Origin of the sequence: Nonomuraea sp. KM90, from assembly GCF_052246675.1 — a bacterium.
Taxonomy (GTDB): Bacteria; Actinomycetota; Actinomycetes; order Streptosporangiales; family Streptosporangiaceae; genus Nonomuraea.
This window is the reverse complement of sequence record NZ_JBQQCB010000006.1, coordinates 177,600-193,312: the sequence shown is the minus strand read 5'-3', so window position 1 is coordinate 193,312 and position 15,713 is coordinate 177,600. Positions and strand designations below refer to the sequence as shown.

Genomic DNA, 15,713 nt, shown 5'->3' with positions numbered 1-15,713 from the left:
ATCAGCGGGGGAGTCCCAGGGTGCGCTCCGCGATGATGTTGCGCTGGATCTCGCTCGAACCGGCATAGATCGTGTCGGCCCGGCTGAACAGGTAGAGCCGCTGCAGGTCGTTGAGCCCGCCGGGCTCGTGCACGAGCCCGGCCCGGCCCTGCACGGCCTGCGCCAGCTCGCCCAGCCTGCGGTGCCACTCCGACCAGTACAGCTTCGCGATCGACACCTCGGGACCCGGATCGGGGCGCAACATCCTGAGGGCGTTGAGCCGCATGATCTCCAGCTCCAGCCAGGCCCGCACGATCCGGTCGCGCAGCACGGGGTCGCCGGCCGCGCCCGTCCGCTTCGCCGTCTCGATGACGGCGGCCAGCTCCCGCCTGAACCCGATCTGCTGCCCCAGCGTGGACGCCCCGCGCTCGTAGCCCAGCGTGGCCATGGCGACCCGCCAGCCGTCGCCGGGCGCGCCGAGGATGTTGCCCGCCGCCGTCCGCGCCCCGTCGAAGAACACCTCGTTGAACTCCGAGGTCCCGGTGAGCTGCACGATCGGCCGGGCCTCGACGCCGGGCCCGCCCATGGGGACCAGCAGGTACGACAGCCCGCGATGCCGTACGGAGCCCTCCTCCGTACGGCACAGGACGAAGCACCAGTCGGCCACGTGGGCCAGCGAGGTCCACACCTTCTGGCCGGTGACCACCCACTCGCCGTCTTCGAGCCGGGCCCGCGTCTGGACGTTCGCCAGGTCGGATCCGGCCTCGGGCTCGGAGTAGCCCTGGCACCACAGCTCCTCCCCGCGCTGGATCGGGGGCAGGAAGCGGTCCTTCTGCTCGTCGGTGCCGAATTCGAGGATGGTCGGGCCGATCAGGCCCTCGCCGATGTGGCCCACCCGGGCGGGAGCGTCGGCCCTGGCGTACTCCTCGTGGAAGGCGACCTGGTCCTCCAGGGAGGCGGCGCGGCCGCCGTACCGCTCGGGCCAGGCCAGGCACGTCCAGCCGCTCTTGCCGAGGTGGCGCTCCCACGCCAGCCGCAGCTCGTGGCCCTCGTGCTCGCGACCGGGACCGCCGAGCCCCCTGGCGTGGGCGAACTCTCCGGTGAGGTTCGCCTCCAGCCAGGTCCGCGCCTCCTCACGAAGGCTCAAAGAATCCCCCGTAGCCGCCGCGGAAGAAGACCAGCGGCCCGCCGTCCGCGTGCGTGTCCAGCTGCAGCACCCGGGCCACCACGATCATGTGGTCGCCGGCCAGGTGCTCGGCCTCGACCGCGCAGTCGAGCCAGGCCAGCGCGCCTTCGAGCACCGGGTTGCCGCCGGGTGAGCCGGTCCACTCCAGGCCGGCGAACTTGTCGCCGCCCTTGCTCGCCATCTGCGCGCAGACGGCCTGCTGGTTCTCGGCCAGCACGTTCACGGTGATGACCTTGGCGCCGCGCACCCGGGGCCAGCTCGTGCTCGTGTGCGCCACGCAGAACGCGACCAGGGGCGGGTTGAGCGAGACGGAGGTGAAGGAGTTGGCCGCCAGGCCGCACGGCTGACCGGTCGCCGGGTCCACGGCCGTGATCGCCACCACCCCGGTGGCGAACCTGCCGAGCACCTGCCGGAAGCGGCGGCTGTCGAGGTGGCCGTTCGGGCTGTGCTGGGATGGGCCCGTCGGCATGGCGGCTCCGTTGCGAATCCTGCGCTGTGGGGGCGTCGGAAGGCCGCGACAGCCGTCCGGCGCTATGAGCCGGGCAGCGTGTGTGCTCATGGTCCGCCTCCTAGTCCACCGACTGCGCCTATCTTACCAAGCGCTTGCTTGGACGGTAGGCGCAACCGGAAAAAGCTGTCAAGTCGAGCCTCCGGACCTGCATTGACAGGGGCGAAAGAGGCTGCCTACCGTGACGAGTGTGCCCAAGCGCTTGCTTGATTTCCGTGACCGCACCGCCATCGCCGGGGTCGGCTACACCCCCTTCACCAAGGACTCCGGGGTCAGCACCCTGACGCTGGCCTGCCGCGCCGTGCTCGCCGCCCTGGAGGACGCGGGCCTGACGGCGGACGACGTGGACGGCCTGGCCACGCACCGGGTGGGCGACTCCGCCCCGCCCACCCTGGTCGGCCCGGCGCTGGGGCTGACGGACCTCGCCTGGCACCTGGACCAGTTCGGCGGCGGCAGCGTCTCCCACGCGGTCGTGGGCCAGGCCGCGCTGGCGGTGGCGGCCGGGATGGCCGAGACCGTCGTCTGCTACCGGGCCATCAACGCCCGCTCCGAGTTCCGCATGGGCGGGACGGGCCGGGGCGTGCCGGTCAGCCCCGAGGTGCAGTACCAGGCCCCGTACGGGTACGTGGCGCCGCCCCAGCAGTACGCCATGTACGCCCGCGCCCACATGCTCCGGTACGGCACCAAGGCGGAGCACTTCGGCCACCTGGCGGTCACCCAGCGCGCCAACGCGGCCAAGAACCCGCGCGCCCTCATGCGCGCCCCCATCACGCTCGACGACTACCTGGCCAGCCGGTGGATCGCCGAGCCGTTCCGCCTCCTGGACTGCTGCCTGGAGACCGACGGGGCGTGCGCCGTCGTCGTCACCACGGCCGAGCGCGCCCGCTCGCTGCGCCGCCCGCCCGTCCTCATCTCCGCCGCGGCCTGGGGCGGGGGCAGCTCCCACCTGTCGGGGCCGGCCACCGATCCCACGGTGACCGCGGCCGCCGCCCTGGCCCCGCGCCTGTACGCGCAGGCCGGGCTCGGGCCGGGCGACATCGACGTGGCCGAGCTCTACGACTGCTTCACGTACTCGGTGATCGTCCAGCTGGAGGACTACGGCTTCTGCGCCAAGGGGGAGGGCGGCCCGTACGTGGCCTCGGGCGCCACCTCCCTGGACGGAGCCCTCCCGGTCAACACGCACGGCGGCTTCCTGTCCGAGGGTTACGTCCACGGCATCAACCACATAGCCGAGGCGGTGTCCCAGCTCAGGGGCGACGCGGGGGATCGCCAGGCGCCGGGGGCCGAGGTGGCGCTGTCGACCGCCCAGCCCGGCTACATCCTGCCCGCCACTTCGGCCCTGATCCTGAGGAGGCCGTGATGGCCGCGTACCGTCCCGAGCCCGACCGCGACTCCCGGCCGTGGTGGGAGCGGGTCGCCCGGCGGGAGTTCGCGGTGCAGGAGTGCGGCACCTGCGGCAGGCTGCGGTTCCCGCCGCGGGCGTTCTGCCCGGCGTGCCGTACGGAGGTGTGGCGCTGGCGCGCGGCGGCGCCCGAGGGGACGGTGGAGAGCTGGATCGTCAGCCACCAACCGTTCGTCCCGGGGGCACGCGATCCATACCTAGTGGTAATGGTCCGTTTGGCGGCGGTGCCGGGGTGTCTGGTGTACGGCAACTGGCGCGGGGAGCGGGATCCGGTCTACGGGGAACGGGTGCGCGTCTCGTACACCGAGGTCAGAGACGGGTTGACTCTTGTCGACTGGATGCCCGAAACCAGCGGCTCCCTCCGGGACGGCGAAAATCCTCCCGCAAGTTGACCTTGCTCCAGAAATTGGATTGGTACCGGAAAATCCCACCAGTCCCACCATCCCGAAAGCTGCCCCCACGTTGGGCTCCGAGGGTTGATGATGAGGCAGTAGGCGTCGTCAGCGTGGACGGCTCGGACTTGGTGGCAGACGTGATCGAAACGGACTCGGTGGCGAACGTGACCACACGGTCACGCGACACGATCCTGCCTGCCTGCCGCCCCGGCCCCTGGCCGTCGCGCTCCGGAACCCGGGTCAGCCGCCCCGGGATCCGGGGGCGGGCGGCCCGTGCGCCGCCGGGAGAAACAACAAAGCCCCCATCGGGAGATGGAGGCGTCGATCGTGGTCGGTCCCTCGGAGGAAAGCGCGCCCTGGCGGGCGTGGGGGACCCGCCAGGACGCGCTTCCTGCCCCGTGTGTGACGGCGCCAGGACTCCGGCGAGGGATGGAGTCCTAGACCGTTGGCTCACACACGGAGTCGATGGGGGAGCGTGAAGGTCCCTGCTGCCGGCAACGTGTGGTGATGCGTCGAGCTGCACCGACCGGGTCATCGAAGCGATGCGTGACGGGGGCGCCACCCTCCTTGTTCCAGACAAAGGATCCGTCTTCGCACCGCACGGTCAGCTCAGTCAACACCGATAGCACGGACAAGCCGTTGCCATCGCTCTGACAGGTGTGGGTTGACCCCTGGTGGTGCAACACGTAACGCAGTAAACGTGTTGCTTCACATGGGTCATGCCAGGGCAGGTATGGCGTACCCGTGCGGACCGGCAACACTGGCCTTCACCCCCTCACCGGCCTTTAGATGGATTTGTACCAACGAATGGATGATGGGCCGGTCGAGGCGGTTCGGTCAAGGGGTTGTGGCCTGCTAGAACCAGATCGTCTAAATTGTTGGAACAAAAGGGGTGAAAGTGGCAAGGTCGGTGCTGTATCAGCAGGTGGCTTCGGAGTTGCGACGAGCCATCTACTCGGGTGTCCTCGGCCCCGGGGCACAGCTGCCGACCGAGGCGCAGCTCATGGAAGACCATGGGGTGAGCAGAAACACCGTACGACTGGCCCTTGGGGAACTCGTCAACGAGGGACTCGTCACGCGCACGCCACGGCGCGGAACGGTGGTCAGAGACCGTAGACCCCTGCTGATCTATCCGCAGCGGGAACTCGAGCCGCAACCCAGAGGGGAACTGCGGGAAGCCTTCGCCTATGCCGTGGCGCAGGAAGGCCGCGCGCCAAGCCAGTACATCGAGGTGCTGACGGTGTCTCCCGTCGAGGAGATCGCCAGCAGGCTGGAGTTGGCGGATGGGGAGTTGGCGGTGGTGAGACGCCGTCTGCGTTTCGTGGACGGCCAGCCGTACAACACCAACGATTCCTACTTTCCCCGTGACATGGTCGCGGATTCCGAGATCGCCAGGCCCGGTGACATCGCGCGAGGGGCGAACCGGGTGCTGGAGGAGTTGGGCCATGCCCAGGTGCGCGTCGTGGACGACATCTGGGCCCGCATGCCCAACCAGGAGGAGGCCGAGCGCCTCCAGCTCGAGCTCGGCACGCCAGTGATGGTCTATGTCCGAGTGGGTTACGACGGGGCCGACATGCCAGTCCGTGTCGCCGTGTCGGTGTTGCCAGCCGACAAACATCTGATCAGGTACGAGCTCGATCGCCGCTGACGAGCTCGGGGTGAAGGGGTGATCCCGCCGGCCGGGCGCAGCGAGAAATAGCCGCCTCGCTGGCCTGGGGGAGTCGTGCATACTCCCCTAAATCGCCATTTATCCATATATATCGGGTTGAGGCCCCGATTCGCCCCTATGCGACATTGCGTCATCACGCTATGCAGCATGGCGGACACCCCATGCAACGAAGGGTTGTATTATGCACACAAACACCCTCCTTCATCCGCTCTCACTCCGTAGAGCGGAACCAGCGGACCTTTCCGGCGTACTCACGCTGCTCGCCGACACCGCCGAGTGGCTCTATGCGCAGGGAGTGCGGCAATGGCCCCGCGGAGGTTTCGGTCCCGAGCGGATCGAGCCGCTCATCGACGAGCGGGTGCTGTACCTGCTGGACGACGAGCTCAGATATCTCGACCCCGACGAATCGGCCCCGCCGGTGGCGACCATAGCCCTCGACGATCACGCGGACCCGGAGTTCTGGACTCCGGCCGACGACCCGGGGGCGGCGCTCTACATCCACAAGCTGGCCGTCGCCCGCCCCTGGTCGGGCAGCGGTCTCGGGGACGCCCTCCTGGACTGGGCCTGCGCGTCGGCCTACGCGGCGGGTCTGCCCTGGCTGCGCCTGGACTGCGCCAAGGACAATCCCCGGCTGCAGGACTACTACCGGACCCGCGGCTTCCGCCACGTCCGTACGGTGGACCTGCCCCACCGGTCGTCCGGGGCGCTCTTCCAGCGCCGCTCGGAGGACGTGCCGATCACGGTCTTCCGTGACCTGACCCTCGCCGAGCTCATCAGCGCCTGATCACCCCCCTTCCGACGGCCCGGCCCCGGTTCCGGCGGCCGGGCCGTCCCATGTCGCGCGCTCCCGTACCGGCTTGCTGACGATTGCCAAAAGCCGTGATGAGCGGTGTGCTGCCTTCCGGAAAGCTGACGCCGGAGAGTCCCTGCACACTCACTACGAACCGGGGCCGCGGAGCAACTGAGTACGCCCTACTCATGTGCCGCGCCCACCCGCCCCGCACCCTGTAGGCCCGGACAGCACCGACACAGGGGAGCGGGAGATGGGCAACTGGGCGCGATGGGGCAGGGCACTGGTCGCCGCCGTGCTGGCGGCGGCGGGCCTGGCGGCCTTACCGAGCGGGTACGGCGGAGCGCCGGCGGCCGAGGCGCGGGCCGGCGCTCCGGCCACGCAGGAGGTGACCCTGCGCATCATGTCGGTCGAGTGCGCCTCGGCCTGCGACGCCACCGGGATCGAGAGCACGGGCATGGGCAAGCCCGACTTCTTCGCGGAGCTGTTCATCGGCTCGGCGTCGAAGACCACTCCCATCGTGGAGAACACGGCCCAGGTGTTCGTCCCGGAGGGCTGGACGCTGACGGCCCCGGTGTCCACCTCCCTGCCGTCGGTGGAGCTCGCCGTCCGCATCCTGGAGGACGATCCGCCCTCCGACCCCAACGGCGACGACGTGGCCGACGCCTCGCGCAGGAGCGGCGACACGGCGGCCCGCTTCACGCTCGACCTGGTCGACGGATCGCTCTCCGGTGACCTCACCGACCCGACGGGGTGCACGACGGGCGGCGGGGACGGGCATCCCGTGCAGGTCTGCTACAACATCCAGCCGTACAGCTTCCAGGACAGCGACGGTGACAGCTTCACCGACTACGCCGAGCACCGCGGCCTGGACTTCAACGACGACGGCGTCATCGACCTGCACCTGGAGCAGTGGGCGGATCCGCGGCGGCGTGACCTGTTCGTCGAGATCGACTGGATGGCCGGCCTCAAGCCCCGCGACGGCGTGCTGGCCGCGGTCGAGGGCGTCTTCAACAACGCGCTGGTCACCAACCCGGCGACCGGGGCACAAGGGCTGGCGCTGCACCTGATCGCCGACGAGGAGCTGCCGTTCGGCGAGTCGCTGTGGTTCGAGGACGACCGGTTCCCCGGGCCCGCCGACGACTTCGACGATCTCAAACTGGGCAGACCCGATCGGACCTGTACGAACGGGGGCGAGGACGGGCACTTCGGCACCCCCGCCGACCGCGCCGGCCCGCTGTGCGACCAGATCCTGCTGTTCAAGCGCCTCCACTTCCGCTACGGCATCTTCATCAACGGCCTGGGCCCGGCGACGGTGCCGGGGCCGAACGGCACCACGGTGCCCAACACCACCTCCGGCCGGGCCGAGATGGACGACCGCGGCGGCAACGACTTCGTGGTCTCGCTCGGCCGGCTCGCCGCGGCGGAGGACCTGAACAGGTACGGCGGCCGGGACAAGGCCGAGCAGGCCACGCTCCTGCACGAGCTGGGACACACCTTCGGGCTCGGGCACGGCGGGCGGCGGGACAACGGGACCGCGGACCACGTCAACTGCAAGCCCAACTACCTGAGCGTCATGAACTACCCGCTGCAGTTCGCCACGGTGGCGACGCTGCCCGCCGGTCAGCACCTCGACCCCGCCCGCCCGCTGGACTTCCAGCGGCTCGGCAACGTCCAGACGCTCAACGAGGCGGTGCTGGACGAGACCAGCCTGCCCGGCGTGCCCGGCGCGGGCTCGCGGCGCATCATCTGGGGCGGCAACGGCGCGGGCCTCTGGTTCCACGGCCCCGCCAACGAGCGCCTCAACTGGAAGGTGGACACCCTGCCCGACGGCAAGCCCAAGCTGGAGTCGTCGGTCGCGGTCGACCTCAACCTCCTGACCAACTTCGGCGGGTGCGCCCAGCCCTCGCCCGGGCAGATGCTGGTCAGCAACCCCGACTGGGACCGACTGGTCTACAACTTCACCAACAGCCCCTACTTCTCCGACGGCGTGCACGGGCCAGCCCTCGACGAGATCGACGCCGTGGACCTGAGGGGGCTGGCCGCGGCCGATCTCGGCGTGACCAAGACCGTGGACAAGAGGGACGCGGTGCCCGGGGACGAGCTCACGTACACGATCACCGCGCGGAACGCCGGGCCGGGCACCGCGACGGCCGTCTCGATCACCGACAACCCGCCCACGGGCCCGGACGTCACCCGTGCCCTGCCCGACCTGCCCGCCGGGCAGAGCTCGGAGCAGCGCGTCACCTCCACCGTGCCGTGCACCGTCACCGACGGGCAGGTGTTGACCAACCGGGTGACGGTCACCGGCCGCGACGGCTCCGGCAGGGCCGAGCCCGAGTGGATGCTGGGCGACAACACCGCCACGGCCACCACCACCGCCCACGTGCCCGGCCTGGCCGTGGAGGTCGAGGGAACCAGCTCCGCGGGCGCGGGCGAGGCGCTCACGTACACCGTCGCCTACCGCAACACCGGCTCCGCCCCGGCCACGGGCGTGGTCCTGACGCTGGAGGCGCCCGCCGAGGTGTCGCCGCGCACGCTGCGGCACGAAGTGGGTACGGTCGCGCCGGGCGCGTCCGGCACCGCGCGGTTCACGGTGCGCACCAGCCTGCTGACCGTCGGCGGGACCGCCGTCACCGTACGGGCCGCGGCCGAGTACGGGGGAGCGGGCGGCTGCGTCTACCCCGCCGCCACCGCCACGGCCACCACAACGGTCACGGAGCAGCCGCCCAGCCGCGATCCCCGGCCACCCGCGCTGTGGGTGGTCCACAGCGGCCAGTGGTCGGCCGAGCTGCTGGCCCGGGTGCAGGCCACCGACACCCGCTTCGACGGCGCCGACGGCTCCGCCCCCGACGGGGTGCTGTCGGCGGCCGAGGTGCGCAGGGTGCTCCTGCTGCCGGTGACGCCCCCTTCCCTGCTCCGGGCCGAGCTGCTGGCGGTCTACCTGAACCTGGGTGACCGGCGCATCAACGCCTCGACCCGGATCGAGTCGCTGACCGCCACCCAGCTGGGGACCGCGACCGTGGGCGCCGCGGCCAGGCACGCGCAGGCCACGCTGCAACTGCCCGCGACCCCGGGGAACCTGCTCCGCCACACCACGGCACACGTCCTGCTGACCTCGATCAACCTCAACATCAGCCCGCGCTACTGACCGGCCGATCTCGAACGCGCCCGCGGGCCGGTTCCCGCGGGCGCGTCCGCCTTCCCGCACATCACTGCGAGGACGCGGTGCGCAGCAGGCGCAACTGGCCGATCTCGGAGACGTTCTTCATCAGCTCCCCGTTCACCCAGGCGACCATGTGGGCGACGGTGTGCTCGGAGCCCTCCGGCCACGGGAACGGGGCGGGGGCGTCCAGGTCCGGGTCGGTGAGACCGTCCAGCACCGCCAGCCAGTCCGCACGGAGGCCGCGCAACCACGCGATGGCCCTCTTCCCGTCGCCCGGCCACGCGATCTCGGACCGCTCTCGCGGCGCCCGCCCCCGCGCGTGATCGATGGTCACGCTCCACCACCAGCCGATGTGCCAGCTCACCCAGGCGATCGTGGGGACGGGGACGGGATCGGGCTCGACGTCCGCCCAGTCCGGCATCCAGGCCCCCGCGGCGTCCGGGCGCACCGTCCAGCAGCGCGCGGCGGGCTCCCACAGGAAGTCCTGCGGCTCCAGCCGCTCCAGGTGGTGGTCGAAAAGGGACCAGGTGAAATCGAACTGCCAGCGCAGCAACTCACATCGGGACGCGTGCATCGGCCGATGCTGGCACGCCAGGGCCTCGACCGGCAAAAGGATCGCGGGCAGCCACGTGCTTCGCCCGAGGTCAGGCGGCACTTTCTGGCCCAAAGCGGCAAAGCACCATATAACCTCTCCTCCATGACCGGATCCCTGCTCGAGGTGATCGCGCTCAACGTGCGCGACGCCGTGGCCGCCGAACAGGGCGGCGCCGACCGGCTGGAGGTCGTCGCCGACATGGCGGCCGACGGGCTGACCCCCTCCCCGGAGACGGTTGCCGCGATCGCCGCGGAATGCCCCCTCCCCCAGATGGTGATGCTCCGCTGCGACGCCAACTTCGTCGCCGACCCCGACGTGCTGGACCGCCTCAGGCGCGACGCCAAGGCGCTGGCGCAGGCCGGTGCGGCGGGATTCGTGTTCGGCTTCCTGGACGGCGCGGGAGCGGTCGACCTGACGGCCACCGAGGCGCTCATCCACGCCGTCTCGCCCCTCCCGTGGACCTTCCACCGGGCCGTCGACCACGCCGCCGACGTCCAGGCGGCCTGGCGGGCCGTGCGGCTGCTGCCCAACCTGGCCACCGTGCTCACCTCGGGCTCGCCCACCGGGGTGGGGGAGGGCCTGCCGACGCTGAAGGCGCGGGCCGACGCCGGCGACGGCTCGATCGTGCTGGCCGGCGGCGGCCTGAAGCCGGCCCACGTGCCGGCCCTGCTCGACTACGGCATCCGCGCCTTCCACGTCGGCTCCGCCGTACGGGCGAGCTGGTCGGACCCGGTCGAGTGGCGCCTCGTCCGCCAGTGGCGGGCGCTGGTCGAGCGCGACTGAACGATCAGGGCGGCCGGCGCGGTCAGGGCAGGGCCGCGTCCGCGCGGCGCAGGGCGGCGGCCAGCGTGCGGATCGTGGCGGGCTCGTCCATGACCCCGTCCCCGGCCGAGCGCCGCTCCTCCCAGGCCCGCACCCGCTCCCGGTAGGAGTCGTAGCGGGCCAGGTGGAAGGCGTAGACGGTGGCGAACCGGCTCACCAGGTGCGACGGGTGCATGTCCCAGCCCTGGTGGAAGCCGTGCCCCAGCGAGTGCCTGACCAGCTCGGCGTGCCGCCGCCACAACGCGTGCACGTCCGTCGTACGGGTCTGAGGCGGGCGAGGCCGCCAGCGACCCGTCCGACAGCTCCACCCCCGTCCCCGCGAGCGCCGTCTGCATCACGTGCCGCGCGTGGTCGCAGGCGGGATGGTCGAGCCGCTGCTCGTGCGGCGGCAGCCCGATCGCGGCGGTGTAGTCGAAGACCCCGAAGTGCGCCGCCGCCAGCCGCCCGCCCAGCGACTCGTTCAGGTCACCGCGCAGGAACGGCAGCGTCTGCGGCGCCTCCACCTGCATCTCGAAGCGCAACCGCGTCCCGAGCCCCGCCTCCAGCCGCTCCAGCACGGCCGCGAACTGCCCGAGGTACGCCTCCATCAACACCTTGGGAAAGGTCACCGTGAACCCGGCGGGCAGCTCCCCGGCCCGCGCCGCCACCCCGGTGACGAACCCCTCCAGCGTCCGCACCGACCGCTCCGGGTCCCCGTCGGCGAACGACTTCACCCTGGGGCCCCACCGCCGCGGCAGCGTCCCGGCCGCGTGCATCGAGGCGATCGCCTCGACGGCCCGCTCCACGTGCTCGTCCTCGACCGGTCCCGGCCGCACGCCGTAGCCGTCCTCGAAGTCGACGCGCAGGTCCTCGACGGGCTCGGTGGAGAGCTTGCGCACCACCCTCTCGTGCACGGCCGCGCCCAGGGCCCCGGGCACGCCGAAGACCTCGGCCAGCTCGCCGGGGCTCGGCAGGTGCGCCTTGACCAGGGACAGCGCCTGGTCGCCCCATTCGGCGACCGTGCGCGCGGAGAAGCGGTCGGCGGGGACGTAGACGGTGTGGACGGGCTGCGGGCCGGGCTCGGCCTTGGGGTAGCGGGCCTGCTGCAGCCGGTACGCCTCCGCGAAGCCCTCAGGGACGGCAGGCACGGAGCATGGCCTCCAGACCGACGAGCTTGACGCGTTCGCCCCGGCCCAGCGTGCGGGCGAGCTCGCCCTCCGCCGCCTCGATGCCCAGCCACTCCTCGTACGTCACCGGCGTCACCTCACGGGAGGCCAGCAGCGCGTCGATGCCTCCGCCGGGCACCCGCTCCCCGCCCTCCAGGTCGGCCAGCAGCGTGCGGACCGTGTCGGCCGCGCAGGACTTGTTGGTGCCGATCACCCCGGTCGGCCCGCGTTTGAGCCAGCCTGCCACGTATTCGCGATCGCGCACCCGACCGGCCTCGTTCGGCACGGTCATGGTCTCCTCCGAGAACGGCACCCCGGGCAGCGGCACGCTCTGGTAGCCCACCGAGCGCAGCACCATGCCCACGGGCAGCGTCTCGAACTCGCCCGTCCCGACCACGCGCCCCTCCTCCGACAGCCGGGTGCGCTCGAGCTTGAGCCCCTCGACCCGCTCGGTGCCGAGGATCTCCACGGGCCGCATCCAGAAGCGCACGTCGAGACGGCGCGGGCGGCCCACCGGCTCGCGGGCGGCCCACCCCTGCAGGACCTTGATGTTGCCCTGGACCTGGCGCGGGAAGTCGACGCCGGTGGCGACGACGGCCTCCTCGGGCCGCACGCAGACGTCGGCGTTGGCCAGGTCGCCCAGCTCGCGCAGCTCCTTCAGGGTGAACTTGGCGTGCTCGGGCCCGCGGCGGCCGACCATGTGGATGGCCTTCACCTCGCTCTCGCCGAGGCGTTCGAGCACCTCGTGCGGCACGTCCGTGGCGCGCAGCTCCTCGGAGGTCTTGGCCAGCACGCGCACGACGTCCACGGCCACGTTCCCGACCCCGATCACCGCGACCTCGGAGCTGTCGAGCGTGAACCGGTCGGGATCGACGTCGGGATGCCCGCAGTACCAGTTGACGAAGTCGGTCGCCGCCACGCTGCCGGGCAGGTCCTCGCCGGGGATGCCGAGCTTCCTGTCGACCATCGCGCCCGTGCAGTAGACCACCGCGTCGTAGACGCCCAGCAGGTCCTGGACCGACAGGTGCGACCCGAGCGTGACGCCGCCGAGGAAGCGCACCTGGGGCAGCTCCAGCACCCTGCGCAGGTAGTTGGCGATCGACTTGATGGAGGTGTGGTCGGGCGCCACGCCGTATCTGACGAGTCCGTACGGGGTGGGCAGGCGTTCGAGAACGTCGACCTCGACAGGCTCGGCCGACTGCTTGACCAGTGCCTCGGCCGTATAGATCCCGGCAGGGCCCGAACCGATGACCGCCACGTGCAACGTCACGCTGCCTCCCTATGCCGGTGATTGTGTTACACAGGGCACGCGTCCCACCAGATGCAACCGGCCAGTGTGATCGATGTATCCCCGGTCGCCGGTGCGGATGAACCCGTCCCTGGCGAATACCGCGTGATCGGGGCTCCTGCCAACGTAGCCGCTCATCACCGCTTCCGAGCGGAGCAGCACCTCGCCCCGCTCCTCCACGGGCAGGACGCGGCCCTCCCTGTCCCTGATGGACACGTCGACACCACCGCGCGGCCTGCCCACAGTCACCTCCGCGTCCTCCGGGGGGTCGTCGGGCCGGGTGCCGAGCCCCAGCCCGGCTTCGGTGCAGATGTAGCGGTTGCAGACGGGCACGCCGTACCTGAGGCGCAACGCCCTGATCAGCTCCGGACCGGCGGGGGCGCCGCTGGACAGGATGAGCGCCAGGGCCGGCAGGTCCCCGCCGCAGGCCAGGACCTCGGCCAGCTGGTACGGGCTGCCCTGCAGCACCCGGATCCCGTGGCCGCGCATCTCCCGCAGGGCGGCGTCGGGGCTCCATTCGGGCACGACGTGGCAGGTCCTGCCGGTCTGCAGGAACACCGGCAGCCGGGTGGCGAACCCCAGCCGGCCCAGCGGGTACGGCACCAGCCGCGCGTCCCCCGTACCCCACCGGACGCCGGCACCGTGGGCCCGGATCGCCTCCAGCTGGCGGTTGCCGAACACGACGCCCTTGGGCGGCCCCGTCGTGCCCGAGGTGAACGTGATGACGACCGGCCGCGCCGGGTCCGGCGGGAACGGCGGCGGTGGCGGCTCGGCCCGGCGCAGGCCGCCGAGCCGTACGGGGTCGTAACCCCGCCCGCGCCCGCCCGGATCGGCGGGCAGCGTCACCACGTCGAGCCCGGCCGGCGGCGGCGGCACGCGGGGAGCGGTGATGACCAGGGCGGGATCCAGCATGGTCAGCAGCTCGGCGCGCTCGATCCCGACGCCCGCGGTGACCGCGCCGATCTTGGCGCCCGCCACGTAGCAGATCACGAACTCGGGCCCGTCGGGCAGGGCGAGGACCACGACGTCGCCGACGCGGATCCCGCGATGGGCCAGCCCGGCGGCGACCTGATCGGAGAGCCGGTCCAGGTCGGCGAAGGACAGCTGTGTGGAGCCGGTGACCACGGCCGCGCGCTCCCCGAACCTACGTGCGGCCTCACCAGCCAGCAGGCGCAACATGGCAGCTCCTGGGGCGAAGGGCGCACTTCCACGCTACTCGCCTTGAGCCGTCCCCGGAGCCCGGCGCAACGCCTGCTTGTCCACCTTTCCGTTGACGTTCGTCGGGAGGGCGTCCAGCACGACGATCCGCTTGGGCACCTTGTAGTTGGACATGTTGGCCCGCGCCCACGTGAGCAGGGCCCCGGGGTCGGCCGTGACGCCCGGGCGCGGGACGACGTAGGCCAGCCCGGCCTCGCCCGACGCCGGATCCGGCACGCCCACGACCGCGGCCTGCGCCAGCGATCCCTCGCGCAGCAGCAGCGACTCGACCTCGGCGGGGGAGACGTTGAACCCGTTGACGATGTACAGCTCCTTCTTGCGGTCCACGATGGCGAGGTTGCCGGCCTCGTCCAGCACGCCGACGTCGCCCGTGTGCAGCCAGCCGTCGGCGTCGATCACCTCGGCCGTCCTGGCGGGATCGTCCCAGTAGCCGCGCATCACGCCGTAGCCGCGCTGCAGGATCTCGCCGCGCTCGCCGGGCGCGACCTCCTTCCCGTCGTCGTCCACGACCCGCACCTCGATGCCGGGCACGGGCCTGCCGGTGGTGCGGGCGATCACCTCGACGGGGTCACCCGCCCTGGTCATGGAGACGACCGTGCCCTCCATCAGCCCGTACGCGTTGATCATGCGCTCCAGCCCCACCCGCTCGACCAGCCGTTCGATCAGGCTGCCCGGCACGGCCGCCGCCCCGCAGATGGCCACCCGCAGCGACGACACGTCCGAGGAGCCCCGGTCCAGCTCGTCCAGGATGCGGTGGAACAGCGTGGGCGGCCCGGCCAGCACCGTGATCCGCTCCGAGGAGATCAGCGACATCAGGGCGTCCGGCGCGAAGATCGGGATCGGCAACATCGTGGCCCGGCGCAGCACGCACGCGACGAGCCCGGCGTTCAGCCCGAACCCGTGGCTGAACGGGGCGATCACCGGGTAGCGGTCGTGCTCGTCCAGCGTGACGATCTCCGACCAGTCCCAGTAGCCGCGCAGGACCTGGGAGTGGTCGATCATGACGCCCTTGGGCGCGCCGGTGGTGCCCGAGGTGGACATGATCTCGCACAGATCCCCGGGGCGGACGGCGAGCGCCCGCTCCTCGGCCTCCTTGCGGGAGACCAGCGCGCCGAGGCCGGGTAACCCGGAGTCCTCGGGCACGACGACGTGACGCAGGCCGGGCAGCGGCGGCAGCAGGCCCGCCAGCGGGGCGTCCGACGGGCCCGCGCCGGTGATCAGCACCTCCGCGCCGGTCTTCCGGATGAGCTGGGCGGCCTCGATGCCCTTGAACCGCGACGACAGCGGCACGATCACCGCGCCCGCGTCCCAGATCCCGAACGCGTGCGCCACCCAGTACGCCGAGTTCACCCCCCACATGGCCACCCGGTCGCCCGGGGCGACGCCGAGCGCCATGAGGCCGCGGGCGATCCCGGACGCCGCGTCCCGCAGCTGCGACAGGCTCAGGCGCGCGCCCGAGGCGTCGGCGACCACCGTGGCGTCGGGATACCGTTCGGCCTGGTCGCGCAGCATGCGGGGGAGCGTCCCCCAGTCCGGCATGGATCCCATGG

13 protein-coding genes are annotated in these 15,713 nt (G+C 71.7%); 6 read left to right on the top strand and 7 right to left on the bottom strand.

Annotated features, from left to right (window positions below):
* Position 1: 1 nt before the first annotated feature.
* Positions 2–1,126: an acyl-CoA dehydrogenase family protein gene (locus ACTWPW_RS10035; RefSeq protein ID WP_443168511.1), complete on the bottom strand. Its 1,125-nt coding sequence runs from the start codon at positions 1,124–1,126 to the stop codon at positions 2–4.
* Positions 1,113–1,634: a flavin reductase family protein gene (locus ACTWPW_RS10030; RefSeq protein ID WP_375115792.1), complete on the bottom strand. Its 522-nt coding sequence runs from the start codon at positions 1,632–1,634 to the stop codon at positions 1,113–1,115. Before ACTWPW_RS10030 ends, ACTWPW_RS10035 begins: the two co-directional genes overlap by 14 nt.
* 229 nt (positions 1,635–1,863) lie before the next feature.
* Here ACTWPW_RS10030 and ACTWPW_RS10025 point away from each other — a divergent pair, with 229 nt between their 5' ends.
* From ACTWPW_RS10025 to ACTWPW_RS10005, 5 genes are all read left to right on the top strand, one after another.
* Positions 1,864–3,033, top strand: coding sequence for a thiolase C-terminal domain-containing protein (locus ACTWPW_RS10025; protein ID WP_375115793.1), 1,170 nt, complete (start codon positions 1,864–1,866; stop codon positions 3,031–3,033).
* Positions 3,033–3,467, top strand: coding sequence for a Zn-ribbon domain-containing OB-fold protein (locus tag ACTWPW_RS10020; protein WP_443168510.1), 435 nt, complete (start codon positions 3,033–3,035; stop codon positions 3,465–3,467). The genes ACTWPW_RS10025 and ACTWPW_RS10020 overlap by 1 nt, the downstream gene beginning before the upstream one ends.
* A gap of 913 nt (positions 3,468–4,380) precedes the next feature.
* Positions 4,381–5,118 (top strand): GntR family transcriptional regulator, encoded by a 738-nt coding sequence (locus ACTWPW_RS10015; RefSeq protein WP_375115795.1) that lies wholly within the window; start codon positions 4,381–4,383, stop codon positions 5,116–5,118.
* A 316-nt stretch (positions 5,119–5,434) separates the two neighbouring features.
* On the top strand, positions 5,435–5,923 hold the full coding sequence (locus ACTWPW_RS10010) for a GNAT family N-acetyltransferase (protein ID WP_375115796.1): 489 nt from the start codon (positions 5,435–5,437) through the stop codon (positions 5,921–5,923).
* Between the two features lie 259 nt (positions 5,924–6,182).
* Positions 6,183–9,080 carry a DUF7507 domain-containing protein gene (locus ACTWPW_RS10005; protein WP_443168509.1) on the top strand — a complete coding sequence of 966 codons (2,898 nt, stop codon included), beginning with the start codon at positions 6,183–6,185 and terminating at the stop codon, positions 9,078–9,080.
* Between the two features lie 61 nt (positions 9,081–9,141).
* Here the strand turns inward: ACTWPW_RS10005 and ACTWPW_RS10000 are convergent, their stop codons facing one another.
* Entirely contained in the window at positions 9,142–9,669 is a 528-nt protein-coding gene (locus ACTWPW_RS10000) for a DinB family protein (protein WP_443168508.1), read from the bottom strand.
* Positions 9,670–9,792: 123 nt separating this feature from the next.
* Between ACTWPW_RS10000 and ACTWPW_RS09995 the strand changes: the two genes are divergently transcribed.
* Positions 9,793–10,473 carry a copper homeostasis protein CutC gene (locus tag ACTWPW_RS09995; RefSeq protein ID WP_443168507.1) on the top strand — a complete coding sequence of 227 codons (681 nt, stop codon included), beginning with the start codon at positions 9,793–9,795 and terminating at the stop codon, positions 10,471–10,473.
* On the opposite strand, the gene ACTWPW_RS09990 is transcribed toward ACTWPW_RS09995, so the two are convergent.
* The 4 genes from ACTWPW_RS09990 to ACTWPW_RS09975 are packed head-to-tail and all read right to left on the bottom strand — an operon-like array spanning position 10,365 to position 15,711.
* Positions 10,365–11,639: a DUF6986 family protein gene (locus ACTWPW_RS09990; RefSeq protein ID WP_443168506.1), complete on the bottom strand. Its 1,275-nt coding sequence runs from the start codon at positions 11,637–11,639 to the stop codon at positions 10,365–10,367. The genes ACTWPW_RS09995 and ACTWPW_RS09990 overlap by 109 nt on opposite strands.
* Complete coding sequence (locus tag ACTWPW_RS09985; protein ID WP_443168505.1) at positions 11,623–12,927, bottom strand: FAD-dependent oxidoreductase; 1,305 nt, start codon at positions 12,925–12,927, stop codon at positions 11,623–11,625. The genes ACTWPW_RS09990 and ACTWPW_RS09985 overlap by 17 nt, the downstream gene beginning before the upstream one ends.
* 9 nt (positions 12,928–12,936) lie before the next feature.
* Positions 12,937–14,124: a class I adenylate-forming enzyme family protein gene (locus ACTWPW_RS09980; RefSeq protein ID WP_375115802.1), complete on the bottom strand. Its 1,188-nt coding sequence runs from the start codon at positions 14,122–14,124 to the stop codon at positions 12,937–12,939.
* Between the two features lie 33 nt (positions 14,125–14,157).
* Positions 14,158–15,711, bottom strand: coding sequence for an AMP-binding protein (locus tag ACTWPW_RS09975; protein WP_443168504.1), 1,554 nt, complete (start codon positions 15,709–15,711; stop codon positions 14,158–14,160).
* Positions 15,712–15,713 lie beyond the last annotated feature (2 nt).